This is a genomic window from Bradyrhizobium sp. SZCCHNRI1009 (assembly GCF_032487575.1).
Classification (GTDB): domain Bacteria; phylum Pseudomonadota; class Alphaproteobacteria; order Rhizobiales; family Xanthobacteraceae; genus Bradyrhizobium.
The window spans coordinates 13,841-27,737 of record NZ_JAUEUL010000041.1 but is presented as its reverse complement, the minus strand read 5'-3'; the positions used below and the strand labels follow the sequence as shown (position 1 = coordinate 27,737).

The following is a 13,897-nucleotide window of genomic DNA, read 5'->3' as shown; positions in this document are numbered from 1 at the left end:
CAACTTGCCAAAAACCCACAACAGTTGAGCCTCGCAATATGCGGAAGCTGAACCGGACAGCCGTGGGACAAGCCCGGCCATGACGGAGTCAATAATTGAGCGGGTCGCTGGTCGCGACAGCCCCATATCCTCATATGGAATGGACCTGCCCCTCATGCGAACAGCCCGTGCATGTACCAGGCGGGCTGCATCGGCAAACCGTTCTCCGGCTGCTTGAGCTCGCGGTCATACAGACCGTCGCGGTAGAGCCAGAAGCGCAGGCCGTGCTCGTCCTCGACGCGGAAATAGTCACGCGTGAGGCCCTGCCCGTCCGGCCGCCACCATTCCATCGCGATGCGCTCCGGGCCTTCGGCGCGCACCACCGCATGCGCGGCACGACGCCAGACGAAGCGCGCGGGCGGGCCATCGGGGACACCGGCGATCACCTGAATGGCCTCGGGGCGCGCGAACAGCCGCAGAGGCCGCAACGGCGGCTCGCCTTCGGTACGGTCAGGCCAGTCGGCCGCACTCGAAGCTGGGAGATTTTGCTGCGCCGGCAACGGCAGCGCCGCGCGTTCCGGAATATGCGTGTCCATCGGCAGATGCACCACCACGCGCTTGCCGCCGATGCGCGCGGCGATGCGGTCGATCAAGGCCGACAGTTCGTCATTGTCATGGACATGGGCATCGAGATCGCGCTGCTGCTGCACCACGATCTCGCTGCGGCTGGCCGACAGCCGCATCATGTCGAAGCCGAAGCCGGGATCGAGCGGATCATTCAGCGCCTCGAGCCGTTCGCGAAACAGCCGGTCGATGACGACGGCCTCGGTGACCGGCTGGCCGGTGTCGACCGCGATGACGCGCACCAGCCCATCGGTGCGGAAGAAGCAGGCCTCCAGCCGCCGCGCGCCCTTGCCCTGCTGCGCCATCGCCGCCACCAGCATCGCGGCCAGACTGGAGAGGCTCGCCGCGATCACGGTGTCGGTCGCGACCGGCTCGGCGAAGCGCTTGTCGACGATGTAGTCCGGAGGGACCTTTCGCGGGCTGATCGGCGCATCGGCCTCGCCCAGCGCCTGCGCCAGCACACGGGTGAAAGCGGCGCCGAACCGCGCGGTGATCTCGTTGCGGCCGCGCGACGCGACGTCGCCGATCGTCTTCAAGCCGGCGCGGCGCAGGCCGAGCGTGATCGCCTCGCTGCCGCCCAGCGCGGCCACCGGCAGCGGCGCCACCGCAGTCGCCTCCTCGCCATCAGGCACGATGCGGCCGTGCACCTGCCGGTTCAGCGTCCGCGCGCAGACGGCGTTGGAGGCGATCGCCGCCGACACAATGAGGCCGTGCGCGGTCAGCGCGTCGCAGACCGACCGCATCAGTCTGGCTTCGCCGCCGAACAGATGCACGCAGCCGGTGATGTCGAGCAAAAGCCCATGCGGGGGATCGAGCGCCACCAGCGGCGTGAAGCGGTCGCACCAGTCGGCGATGCCCTCCAGCATCTTTGCATCAGCCGCCAAATCCGCCTCGTGCACGACGAGATCGGGACAGACCGCGCGGGCATTCGCCAAGGGCTGGCCGAGGCTGACGCCGTGACGCGCCGCCGCCTCGTCCAACGAATGGATCAGCAGCATATTGGCATCCTTGAGGACGACGGCCTGCGGAAGGCCATCATGCGGATCGGCGGCGCGGCTGCGCTTGATGCGATCGATGGGCAGGCGCGGCAGCCACAGGCTGAGGATCCGCCGCCGGTTCGTTGAAACGGCATGCATCGGGGGTCCACTCCATGATCCATCGTCCGGTCTGGCCGTGACGGTTGCGAATGAGCTCGGCATCGAGGCGCGGTGCGCCCCACGCCATCCACGGCGCCACGGCAGGCGATGGCGCGGTGCGCACCACCCAGCGCGTCTCCGCGGTCGACGGCTCGGGCGCAGCCGCGATGCGCAACATGAGCGCTGTCACGCCGGACTCCTGCGCCGCCAGGGTCAGCTTGCGGCTGGCGACGAGATCGAGCTTTTGCGTCTCGCCCCACACCTCCAGCATCACACCGCCCAGCGCATCGCAGGCGAGCGCGTCGGCGGCGGTGCGCAGGGCGTGATCGAGATCGGGCGCGCGCACGATCACGAGTCGGCACGGATCGAGGCCGAGCTCGGCAAGCCCGCTCATCGACAGCGCGCCCATCTCACGCTCGGCGAAATCCTGCCGGATCCAGATCAGCGGCCGGCGCGCGGCGACACGCGCGGCAAGCCCGCACAGAAAACCGGTCGCGGCCGCCGCCTGGCGGCCGGTCTCGGCGAACACCTCATGCAGCGCGCCGGTGGCGAGCCCACCCTGCAGCACCGCATCGGCCGCGTCATGGCCGAGCGCGACCCGGCGCAAATCATGTGCGCCATCTCCCGCCTCGAGACGGGCAATGCGGCCGCGCAGACGCGCGAGCGTATCCATGCGTGCGCCGGTCATCCGTCGCCGCTCCTCTTCAATCCATCGTGCGGGCGCTGCCGTTCTCAAGTGAAGCAGGCAGTTGAACCCGCGACGACCCTCTTTGTTCATGATACGTTCTAATATAAAGCTAACGCCTTCGAGAGAGTCAATCGGGATTGCCCCGGATACGATTCAACGAATGGAATCAAAGGGATTCAAAGGTATGGAGCTGCTCCGCAAGCTGGAGATCCTGGCCGATGCCGCCAAGTACGACGCGTCCTGCGCCTCCAGCGGTACTGAGATGCGGGATTCCCGCGACGGCAAGGGTCTCGGCTCGACCGCGCCCGGCATGGGCATCTGCCATTCCTATGCGCCGGACGGACGCTGCATCTCGCTGCTCAAGGTTCTGCTGACCAATGCCTGCAACTACGACTGCCTGTATTGCGTCAACCGCGCCTCCTCCAACGTGCCGCGCGCCCGCTTCACGGTCGACGAGGTGGTGAAGCTCACCATCGACTTCTATCGCCGCAACTACATCGAGGGGCTGTTCCTGTCGTCGGGCATCATCCGCAGCCCGGACTACACGATGGAGCAGGTCGTGAGCGTCGCGCGCAAGCTGCGCGAGGAGCATCGCTTCCGCGGCTACATCCATCTGAAGACGATTCCCGAAGCCGACGAGGCGCTGATCGCGGAAGCCGGCCGCTACGCCGACCGGCTCAGCATCAACATCGAGACGCCGCTGGAAGAGAGCCTGACGCAGCTCGCGCCGGAGAAGGACCAGCGCGCGATCCGCCGCACCATGGGCCGTCTCAGGCTGAAGCTCGACGAGACGGCGGAAGCCAAGAAGACGGTGCGCCGGGCGAAGCCGCCGCGCTTTGCGCCGGCCGGCCAGAGCACGCAGATGATCGTCGGCGCCGACGCGGCCAACGACCGCGTCATCCTGTCGACCTCGGCCAATCTCTACGGCGCCTACAAGCTCAAGCGCGTGTATTACTCCGCCTTCAGCCCGATCCCCGATGCCAGCCGCGCGCTGCCGCTACAGGCCCCGCCTCTGGTGCGCGAGCACCGGCTGTACCAGGCCGACTGGCTGATGCGGTTCTACGGCTTCGACGCCGACGAGATCGTCGAGGAGAACGAGGGCATGCTGCCGCTCGACATCGACCCCAAGCTTGCCTGGGCGCTGCGCCACCGCGACCGCTTCCCGCTCGACATCAACACCGCAAGCCGCGAGGAGCTGCTGCGCGTACCCGGCTTCGGCACCCGCACCGTGCAGCGCATCCTCGCGACCCGGCGCACCACCACGATCCGCCTTGCGGATCTCGCCCGGCTCAACGTCGTCCGGAACAAGGCGCTGCCGTTCATCGTTCTCTCCGACCACCGGCCGTCTCCGTCTTTGCTCGACGGTGCCAGCCTCAGAGCCCGGCTGCGGCCGAAACCGCAGCAGCTCGGATTTGGATTCTAATTGAACCGGTCATGGCCGGGCTTGTCCCGGCCATCCACGTCTTTGTTTCAGGCACGACGTGGATGCCCGGCACGGGGGCCGGGCATGACGACGCGGAGAGTGTGTGCCAGATGCACGTCGTAACCCTCGACAGCGACACCGATTTCGACGGCTGGCGCCGGGCGGCGCGGGCGCTGGCGATGAACGACGTCAGGCCGGCGGATGTCACATGGCGCGTCAAGGGCGCGGCGCCCGATCTGTTCGACGACCATGCTGACACCCAGCTGCCCGAGGTGCCCAAGGGCGCGTTTTCGGTGCCGGCGAGCTTCATGGAGCTTGCTGAAAGCGCGATCCTGCACAGCGACCCCAGCCGCTTCACCCTGCTCTACCGGCTGCTGTGGCGTCTGCGGACCAACCACGATCTCATGGACATCGCGACCGATCCCGACGTCGCGCAGGCCAATGCGCTGGCGCGCGCGGTGCGCCGCGACGTCCACAAGATGCACGCCTTCGTCCGTTTCCGCGAGGTCGGCCGCGAGCGCGAGTCACGCTACGTCGCCTGGTTCGAGCCGGAGCATCACATCGTCGAGCGCGCCGCGCCGTTCTTCGCCCGGCGCTTCGCCGACATGCCCTGGTCGATCCTCACCCCGGAAATCTGCGCGCATTGGGACGGCAGCCACGTCTCGTTCACGCCGGGTGTGAGCAAGGCCGAAGCGCCGTCGGAAGACCGCCTCGAAGAGGTGTGGCTGCGCTATTATGCCAGCATTTTCAATCCGGCACGGCTCAAAGTGAAGGCAATGGAAAAGGAGATGCCGAAGAAATATTGGCAGAACCTGCCCGAGGCCAAGCTGATCCAGCCGCTGATCGCGGCTGCCGCCCGGCGCACCACCGAGATGATCGCCGAACCTGGCACCGAACCGCACAAGCCACAGAAGCGCGTCGAGGAGACCGCGATGACCCGCAAGCCGAAAGCCCACGCGCATGCTGCTGCTGAGACCTCACGTGATGTTGTCGCCGCCGACCTTGAGACCTTGCGTGAAGAAGCCGCGTCCTGCCGCGCCTGCCCGCTGTGGAAGGATGCGACCCAGACCGTGTTCGGGGAAGGTCCTGAGCATGCGCCGCTGATGCTGGTCGGCGAGCAGCCGGGCGACAAGGAGGATCTGGCCGGCCATCCGTTCGTCGGCCCGGCGGGACAGATGCTCGACCGTGCGCTCGCAGAGGCCGGCATCGACCGGTCCAAGGTCTACGTCACCAATGCGGTGAAGCATTTCAAGTTCGTGCCGCGCGGCAAGATCCGGCTGCACCAGAAGCCGGCCACGCCGGAGATCAAGGCCTGCCGGCAATGGTACGAGCGCGAGCTCGCCGCCGTCCGGCCCGCTCTGGTCGTGGCGCTGGGTGCCACCGCGGCGCAGTCGGTGTTCGGCAAGATCACCCAGGTCACCAAGAATCGCGGCCATGTGGTCGACCTGCCCGATGGTGTCAGGGCGATGATCACGGTGCACCCGTCCTATCTCTTGCGCCTGCCCGACGCCGACGCCAAGGCGCGTGAATACGAACTCTTCGTGCAAGACCTGAAGATCGCCGCCGCCGCGCTCAAGCGCGCCCACGCGGCATGACCGCCTCCCCGCCATCGGGCGTAAAGCACGACGCGGCAACCGTCGGTCAGGATTTGCGCGAAGTGTAAACGTGCTCGCGCAGCAGGGCCTGGATCAGCGCGGCGCGATCCGGAAACCCGAGCGATCCCGCCAACTCCGCCTCGTCCTGGGCTTGGTCATCGGCCACTGCCGGCAGATATCTCGTCATCAGCTCGTCCTCGCTGATCCCGAAATCGGCCGGACAGCCGCCGCCATCGATCTCCGCCTGCTTCAGCACCTCGCATTTGTCGCGTGCGCGCGCCAGCAGATCCTCGAAATGGCCGTCGATCCGGGCCCAGTCGGCCAGCGCATTCAGGGCCGAGCCGTTGAGCCCCTTCCTGAACGAGCGTATGCGCGCCTCGTCCAGCATCAGCTCCAGAAACTCCGAGCGGGTCAGGCCGTTGCGCGCGATCCACGTCTCGAGCTCGGCCGGGTCCATCAGATCCCTGCTCTGGCGAAACCGGATGATCTCCGCGCTCAGCGCCTGGGCGTCGACCCTGACGCCGCGGCGCTTGGCCTCCGATGCGGCGAGAAATCGCGCGATCGCCTTGTCGGACAGGTCGCCGCCGCGCGCCGCCAGCAGCCGCAGCTCGTCCATCAGTTGCGGCGTCCCGTCCGGGATGCCGGACTCGCGTTCTGCGGCCGCCGAGCGCCGCGCGTCCTGGATCAGCCCGTCCCACAACTGCGTGTGTTCGAAGGCGTACTCGACCGCCTTGGGCACCACGTCTCCGGCGAACCGGCGCCGCATCGTCCGCAGCATCTCCAGCGCGTCCTCGCGCTTCTGGTCGATGCGGTGATCCGGCAGCCAGGCCTCGAGCGCGGCGATCTCCTGCGACGTCAGGCGGCCATCGGACCGCGCGCCCTGCAGCAGCGCCGGGTAGCTGCGCTCGGGATAGAAGCTTGCCTTGCCGAGCGCCTCCAGGATCTGACGGGACGCCTCCGAGATCACGCCAGCGGCGACCGCCTTCTGCAGGGTGAAGCGGATGTTGACCAGCGGCTCGGACAGCGCGGGAAAGCCGAGCTCCGCCGGCCCGTGAATCAGGGCGACCTCGTCGTCGGCCTCGAACACGCCGTCGCGATACGCCGCGAATACCTTGCCGACGCCCTCCATGCCGAACGCGTGCAGCTCGGCCGCGCGCAGCGCGCCCATGCTGGCGCTGCCGAACACGTGGATGCCGTTGGCCATCGCCCACAGGATCTCCTTGTGCCACACCGACGGCACCTGCTCGAAATAGCCGTCGATGATCCCGATCGCCGCAGGCTTCGCCAGCGCGGCGCGATAGACGTCGCCCTGCTGCACCGGCGGGAGATACTCCGCCTCCAATTCGAGCGCGGCGTCGCGCGGATGCAGCGTCGGCCCGGTGAACACGATGCATGTCATAGCGGATGCCCCGATGGCTGGCGCCGCGAGAGCTGATCATCGGCGAAGGCCCGCGCCCTCCGCCCCGGGCTGTAGTCCGGATTCTTGTCGAAGGTCTCGAGCCCTGGAATGACGACCCTCGCCACGGGGATCTCGAACCTGCTCTTGGTGAGATCGACTGCGATCACCTGCCGGACACCGGCGGACTGCAGCCGTTCGAGAACCACGGCGAGATCGTCGTTGAACGTCTCCGACGCCAGCGACGGCGTTTCGCGCAGGCTTCGTTTCGGCGGGCTGGTTCGCAGCAACGCCCGCTGCTCGCCGAGAAACTGCGCGGCCAGCGCCGTCTCGTCATATTCCTCGCGAAACACGTCGTCGCGCGCCCCCGCGATCAGCGTCAGCCGGCTCTGCGCCGCTTCCGTCAGCGCGCGCAGGAAGGCGATCTCCGGCGACAGATGCGCGCCCATGCCCAACGCAGCATAGAGATCCCGCCCCAGCTCCTCGTCACGATCGAAGATCAGGCACTGGCAGGCGGCGAGCCCGACATCGGAGCTGATGTCCCACGCCACCACCTCGAGGCCCGCACGCTCGCACATCTCTAGCAGCCGCCTGTTGCCTTCGTCCTGAACCGTGTCGAGCGCGATGCGCCGGCCCTGCTGCTCGTCCGGACTGCGCAGGTGCCAGAGCGTGGTCGCATCGCGCTCCACGACCTCGCAGATGCCGTGCAGCAGCGCCTCGATCAGGTGGTTGCCGGACGCCAAGCCGTTCGACGACGAGATGAAGCTGCCGGCCGGCATTTCGGGGCGCGATGTCGAGAGGTTCACCATCTCGAACGGCACCCAGACATCGGCATCCGCAATCAGATCGCGGCCTTCGATCCACAGCATCTGCAGATCCGGATGGAAGCGCCCGCCGGCGATCAGCGGCAGGTCGGCGACGTCGACCACGTCATGGTCGCGGATCAGCTCGGCATAGGTCGCAAGCTTCAACGGCAGCGTGATCGTCTCGGCGTGAAACAGCTCGATCGATTCCATCAGGCCCGACGCCTTCGCGGCGTCCAGGGTCAACCCCTTGCCCTGCGACACCGAGACCGAGCGCGAGTTCGGCCGGCAGACCATGGTGACGGGAATGCCGACCCGGTCGAGGCCGGTGACGTCGGCCACCCGCGTGATCCCCATCTCGGCGAGGTAAGGACGCACCCGCTCCACCGTCTGCGACGGCGGCACCGACCGCTGCGTTCCCGATCGAAAGCTCTTCTGGACCGGATGCGCGGCCAGACGATCCCGATGCAGTGCCGTTCCACTCCCCATCCGCAGCCTCCGCACTCAACCGTCACCGACGTCGTCGTCGCATCAGCCTGCATGGCGGACATCGGCGAAAGCGCCGACGACGACGTTCTGCATCTCCTCGATGGTCTTCTGCACATCGGCGTCGACCACCGACGTGAACCCCGCGATGCTGTCGAGCAGCGGCTGCTTGCAGAAGCCGCGCAGGCAGAGCTGGATGCGCTTGATTGCGACGCCCTGCTCGAACGCGCCGGACTGCATCGCCCGGCTCCAGAAATGCAGCAGGCCGTACCAGACGAAACAGGCCTGCAGGAACGACGGAAACGGCAGCCGGCTGCCGCTCCAGGGCGAGGTGATGCGCGGCAGCGACCCCTTCGCCGTCGAATCGAGAAACCAGGGCTGTTCCTGCTCCTGCATGTAGAGCAGCGCGTGGATGCCCTCATGGACCAGCGCATCGGCGACGTGGGATTCGTCGATCTCGGGAAGGTGCGGATTGGCGAGGAAGGTTCGGCCGATGTAATAGCCGTTCGATCCCGACGAGAAGCTGGCCGGGCTCTCCGGATCCTTCTGCAGGATGAGGGCGATGTTGAAGCGGGCGACGAAGCGGGGAAGCCCCGCCTCGGTCCGTTCGAGCGCCGCCCGCGACCGGCGCAGCAGATCGTGCAGCCGGTCGATTTCGCTGTCCGAGAACGGCGGGCGCGGCGGCGGGACCGGCCGGTCCTGGCCGGACAGGTCCACCCTGAGCGCATGCGGGCTGCCGTAATCGGTCACCGGCATGCCCTCGACCTGGGGCCAGATGCAGGCGCCGTCACGCAGATAGCCGCGGTCGCCGAGCGCGGTCCACACGTCCCGGTCGGCGGCGACGTCGAGCTCCTGGCGCAACGCCTCGGCCACGAACGCATCGCGCAGAAATCGTCCCTTGTCCTCGGCGTGCCGGCCCGGCGCCGACAACAGACGGAACGAGGTCTCGGGAGCATCGAGAACCCGCATGAAGCCATCGTCCGCGACGCGATCCATCATGCTGCGCAGCTCGTCCCCGCCCGCGGGATCGTCGCGGCAGATCTCGCCCACGGCCTCGCCCAGCTTCTGCGCGAGCCGATCGCCATAGCTGGCAAGCACGCCGTCGCACACCGCGTCGTAATCGTCCCAGCGCAGAATATCGGGCATCCGGGTGATCGTCATCGTGCGCACTCCTTCCGCTTCCGCATTCCACTCTCCACCGTGCCGCCCGACCGCAGGCCCCGGCGCGATCGCTCATGAGACGGCGATCGAGGTCCCGCCTCAGCCGATGGCCGGCAACTCCTGCTGCAGCCCCACCGCCCGCTGCAGCGCCATGTCGATGAAATGGGCCCGGCGGAGCTTCGTTTCTTCCACCGACGTCCCCAGCCGTTCACGGACATGATCGAACAGTTTCAGGAGATCGGCGCACCACACCGTCGGATTGTTGAAGCCGGTCTGCGACGCATAGCGATGCGGAAGATAGCCGCCGGCACAGGTGTCGCGCTCGCGGCAGGCGCGGCAGCCGTCGGGCAGCGGCAGGCCCTCGAACACCGCCGCGCGGTGAAACGCGCCAGCGTGCTGGACGTCCATGAAGTCGGAGGTCCGCACATTCAGGCCGGTGCGCGCGGCACCGTCGTAGCAGACCCGCAGCACATCCAGCCCTTCGATCTCGCCATCGGTGTTGACGAACAGGAAGGTCAGCGGCTGGTTGCCGAGCATGTCGATGCGGCTCTCCCCGCCCTGAACCAGCCAGGCGATATTCCAGAAAATCTTGATCCGGAGATCCAGCGTGCCGTCCCGCCACCAATCCTCGAAGATCGGGATCAGGAAATCGGCACAGGGCGTCGGCCCATAGCGGTCGCGAACCGCCGCGATGGTGTCATGGGTGAAATCCGGCAGCAGATAGTCGATGGAGGCCGGGCCCAGGCTCGTCAGATGGCGATGCACCGCGGCGCCGCTGGCCCCGAGCTGGATCACCGACAGGAAGCGCAGCGGAATCCCGGCGCGGCGCAGCACCGAAAGGCCCTGTTCGACGTCGTGATAGGAGCCCCGCCCGGCATGATCGACGCGCAGGGAATCATGCACGTCCGGCGTTCCGTCGATGCTGATCCCGAGATCGATGTCGAACCTCTTGATGATCTCGGCCCAGCCATCGTCGAGCAGCGTGCCGTTGGTCTGCATGCAGAGCTGCACCCGCGCGACGCCCGCCAGCCCGTCCTTGATCTTCTGGCACCAGGAGCTGAACCGCTCATGCTTAACCAGGCACGGCTCGCCGCCATGAAAGGTGATCGTCAAATAGGTCTGGCCTGTTGCCAGGCAATGGCGGCGGATGCGGTCGATCGCGATCTCGACGACCTCATCGTCCATGATCGCGGGGCGCTCTTTCCAGGTGCTGTCGCCCTTGTTGTAGACGTAGCAATAGGAGCAGTTCAGATTGCAACGCGACGCGACCTTGAACACGAAGTGAAGATGCGGACCGTCCTTCATTGGTAGGCTATCTCGGCGGTGCGATCGACGAAGATGCGGCCATCCTCGGTCAGGAACTGTCGGGCATCACCCAATACGACCTGCGCCTCCTTGAGCTTGGTCAGCATGTTGGCAAGCTCGGCATCATACTCGGCCGATCCGCCAAACCCCTGCTTCTCGGCCTCGCGATAGAAGGCACAGATGTAGGCGATGGCGTGAAACGCCAGCAGGATCCCGCGCAGGGGCCGCGGCTCCGGTCGCAGCGGCGATGCGTAGCGGCCCTGGTGCTGCGGATCCACCAGGGGTCCAGAGGCCTCCGCCATGAACAGATGCAGATGCGCGGATTCGTGGACGATGGCCTCCATCACCTGCATCAGGCCGCCGAACAGGTCGGCATAGACCATGCCGGGCACGTCGGCCTGCGATCCGCTGCGGAAATAGGATCGCTCGCTGCTGCGCAAGGGGATCAGGACCCGCGTCACGTCGGACACCCAATTCACGCATTCGGGAAACTTCTTCGCGGCGGTCACGAGGATCTCGAGAGAGTTCGTCACCTCGCGCGTCATCTGGGCCTGCTCGTCGGCCGAGAGATCGGTGTGCTCAGCCCAGGTATCGGGGATCGGAAATCCCAGCGAGTGGCACCCCACATCGACGGATATGTCGTAGGGCCACTCCTTCATCGGAAGCAGTCCGGCCAGCTCGTTCAGGTCATACGTGCCGGCCTCGATCCGATAGCCTCCGACCGGCGACCATAAGGTCAGCGGCTCCGGCGCCGTCAGCGACGTGGAGGCAGTCGGCGCATTGGCAGCCGTCCAGATCGCGACCTGCAGATCGCGCTGCGGGCTTTTGTCGTGTCCCTCATAGGTGATGGAGTTCATGCAGGGATGGCGAAGCCAATCCGCTTCATGCGCATTGGCTTCGATGAGCGATGCCTTGAGCGGCTCGCCATCCAGGCCGAGGCGCTCCTCGGGCTGCCATCTCAGGATCTTGTCGTTGAATTTCTCATGCCAGGCAGATTTCGACGGTCGCCAGGTCCACGCGTCAGTCATGATCGAGCATGCCTCCGGAAATACGCCAACGAAGCCAGCCGCGAGCTTTCCCGCCGTGAGGCAGGACCGCAACCGATGCCGGTATCAAGAGCAGCTATCAGGAAAGCTCATGCGCACGACGGCGACCGAGTCCCGTCATACGCAATGGCGAGGTGGCGGGCGGGCCAAGACCGGTCACATCGGCAAGATCCGACACGGCAGGCCCGCTTCGCTTGGGTCTAAGCCGAACAATCGATCCGATCACCTGGTCGATTTCGTCGACGCGGCCGGCGCCTGGGACACGTTGAACTGCCCCTTGAGGTCCTTCACAGCCCGCACCTGCGTGAGGCGCTCAGCAAGAGCCCCCAGGACCGCAGGATCGTTGGCGATTTCGCGTTCCATCTCGTCCGGACGCTCCATCGCCGCGAGGCGGCTGAAGACGATGCCGCGCGAAAACGGGTTGGTCTTGCTGAAGATCGCTCCGCGCGAGAATGGAACGCCTTCCGCCATGATGTCGATCTTCAGAGAGGCACGTGCAATCTCTGAATCTACTACGGATTTCAACGCAAGATCGACCTTCTTGCGCATTTCCGCCGGATCGCGATCAGCCATTCCTAAAACTCCCAGTCGGTTGAGAACCGCCATTCATTCAGAAAGGAAATAGCAACGTCCCGGTACAAGTCCTGTGACCTCGCGCCCTGAACTCACAGATCCTGGAACATTCGTCTTGGAACACAGACAGATCTTGCAACGATGTAGCTGTGCTAACCACTTCGCTCAGGCCGTCCACACTCGGCCAGTCGCCGAAGTCGGAAAAAACTAACATGAAGCTATTTGAGGCACAATAGAGTAGTCGGGTCGATACACCTGCTGATTGCTTACATGGAGGACATGCTGCGATCGCCTCATATGCCTGCAACGGCTGCGCATGACGCGTGCCTTGCGCCTGCAAACATTATCGCAAGGCATATCGTCGCACCTCGCTCCACCGCAGCGCACGCGCAGCCATCTCGCGAAGGTCATGAACCCCAACGTGCATAGGGCAAGCAAAAGGCCCGCGCTCACCGCGCGGGCCCGTCACATTCCCATGCGCGATGACGAGCCTCACGCCGCCAGCGTGTTCTCCACCACCTTGATGAAGAACGACGTTCCGTAGACGATCGCCTCGTCGTTGAAATTGTAGGCGGGGTGATGCAGGCCGGCGCTGTCGCCATTGCCGACGAAGATGAAGGCGCCGGGACGGGCCTCGAGCATGTAGGCGAAATCCTCGCCGCCCATCATCGGCGGCATCTCGTGGACGTTGGCGTCGCCGGCGACCTCCTTGGCAGCGCGGATCGCGATCTCGGTCTGCTCGGCGTGATTGATCACCACGGGATAGCCGCGCGCATAGTTCAGGTCGATCCTGGCGCCGGTCATCTGAGCGACGCCGGTCACGACTTCGCGCACCCGCTTCTCCATCAGCTCACGCACCTTCGGCGTCAGCGTCCGCACGGTGCCGCGCAGCACCGCGCTCTGCGGAATCACGTTGCGGGCATTGCCGGCGTGGAACTCGCAGATCGACAGCACCGCGGCCTCCAGCGGATCGACGCTGCGCGACACGATCTGCTGCAGCGCGGTGACGAGCTGGGCGCCGACCAGGAGCGAGTCGATGCAATTGTGCGGCTTGGCGGCATGACCGCCATGCCCCTCGATGGTGATGTCGATCGCGTCGGTCGACGCCATCAGCGCCCCCTGGCGGATGGCGAAGGCGCCGACCGGCAGGCCGGGCCCGTTGTGCATGCCGTAGACTTGGTCGATCTTGAAACGGTCGATCAGGCCGTCCTTGATCATCGCGTCCGCACCACCGCCGCCCTCCTCGGCCGGCTGGAAGATCACCGCCACCTCGCCGGCGAAGTTGCGGGTCTCCGCCAGATAGCGCGCGGCGCCGAGCAGCATCGCCGTATGGCCGTCATGGCCGCAGGCATGCATCATGCCCGGGGTCTTCGAGGCATAGGGCAGTCCGGTCGCCTCCACGATCGGCAGCGCGTCCATGTCGGCGCGCAGTCCGAGCACCTTCACCTCGCCATGGCCGGGCTTGCGGCCCTTGATGACCCCGACCACGCCGGTTTGGCCGAGGCCGGTCACGACCTCGTCACAGCCGAACTCGCGCAGCCGATCCGCGACGAAGGCCGCCGTCCGATGCACGTCGTAGAGCAGCTCCGGATGCGAATGGATATCCCGCCTCCAGGCCTGGATATCGGGCTGCAGATCGGCGACGCGGTTGACGATGGGCATGGGGAATCTCGTAACTCCGG

11 protein-coding genes are annotated in these 13,897 nt (G+C 66.3%); 2 read left to right on the top strand and 9 right to left on the bottom strand.

The annotated features are described in order from the left end of the window. Positions 1 to 152: 152 nt before the first annotated feature. Entirely contained in the window at positions 153 to 1,739 is a 1,587-nt protein-coding gene (locus tag QX010_RS32595) for a DNA polymerase Y family protein (RefSeq protein WP_316183642.1), read from the bottom strand. After that, positions 1,639 to 2,427, bottom strand: a complete 789-nt coding sequence (locus QX010_RS32590; RefSeq protein WP_316183641.1) for a DNA repair protein — start codon at positions 2,425 to 2,427, stop codon at positions 1,639 to 1,641. The genes QX010_RS32595 and QX010_RS32590 overlap by 101 nt, the downstream gene beginning before the upstream one ends. Positions 2,428 to 2,611: 184 nt before the next feature. Between QX010_RS32590 and QX010_RS32585 the strand changes: the two genes are divergently transcribed. After that, positions 2,612 to 3,850 carry a putative DNA modification/repair radical SAM protein gene (locus QX010_RS32585; protein ID WP_315801243.1) on the top strand — a complete coding sequence of 413 codons (1,239 nt, stop codon included), beginning with the start codon at positions 2,612 to 2,614 and terminating at the stop codon, positions 3,848 to 3,850. Positions 3,851 to 3,960: 110 nt separating this feature from the next. After that, complete coding sequence (locus tag QX010_RS32580; protein WP_316183639.1) at positions 3,961 to 5,445, top strand: UdgX family uracil-DNA binding protein; 1,485 nt, start codon at positions 3,961 to 3,963, stop codon at positions 5,443 to 5,445. A gap of 46 nt (positions 5,446 to 5,491) precedes the next feature. Here QX010_RS32580 and QX010_RS32575 read toward each other — a convergent pair whose 3' ends face one another. From QX010_RS32575 to QX010_RS32545, 7 genes are all read right to left on the bottom strand, one after another. Beyond that, complete coding sequence (locus QX010_RS32575; protein WP_316183638.1) at positions 5,492 to 6,832, bottom strand: TfuA-like protein; 1,341 nt, start codon at positions 6,830 to 6,832, stop codon at positions 5,492 to 5,494. Between the two features lie 8 nt (positions 6,833 to 6,840). Next, positions 6,841 to 8,133: a YcaO-like family protein gene (locus QX010_RS32570; protein ID WP_315801246.1), complete on the bottom strand. Its 1,293-nt coding sequence runs from the start codon at positions 8,131 to 8,133 to the stop codon at positions 6,841 to 6,843. A gap of 42 nt (positions 8,134 to 8,175) precedes the next feature. Further along, a complete protein-coding gene (locus QX010_RS32565) occupies positions 8,176 to 9,291 on the bottom strand; it encodes an aKG-HExxH-type peptide beta-hydroxylase (RefSeq protein WP_316183636.1) in 1,116 nt (371 codons plus the stop codon). Between the two features lie 99 nt (positions 9,292 to 9,390). Beyond that, positions 9,391 to 10,596 carry a radical SAM protein gene (locus tag QX010_RS32560; RefSeq protein WP_316183635.1) on the bottom strand — a complete coding sequence of 402 codons (1,206 nt, stop codon included), beginning with the start codon at positions 10,594 to 10,596 and terminating at the stop codon, positions 9,391 to 9,393. Next, entirely contained in the window at positions 10,593 to 11,624 is a 1,032-nt protein-coding gene (locus QX010_RS32555) for an aKG-HExxH-type peptide beta-hydroxylase (RefSeq protein ID WP_316183634.1), read from the bottom strand. Before QX010_RS32555 ends, QX010_RS32560 begins: the two co-directional genes overlap by 4 nt. 240 nt (positions 11,625 to 11,864) lie before the next feature. Then, positions 11,865 to 12,215 (bottom strand): hypothetical protein, encoded by a 351-nt coding sequence (locus QX010_RS32550; RefSeq protein ID WP_316183632.1) that lies wholly within the window; start codon positions 12,213 to 12,215, stop codon positions 11,865 to 11,867. 492 nt (positions 12,216 to 12,707) lie between these two features. Continuing rightward, positions 12,708 to 13,877, bottom strand: a complete 1,170-nt coding sequence (locus QX010_RS32545; RefSeq protein WP_315801251.1) for a M20 aminoacylase family protein — start codon at positions 13,875 to 13,877, stop codon at positions 12,708 to 12,710. Between the last annotated feature and the right edge of the window lie 20 nt (positions 13,878 to 13,897).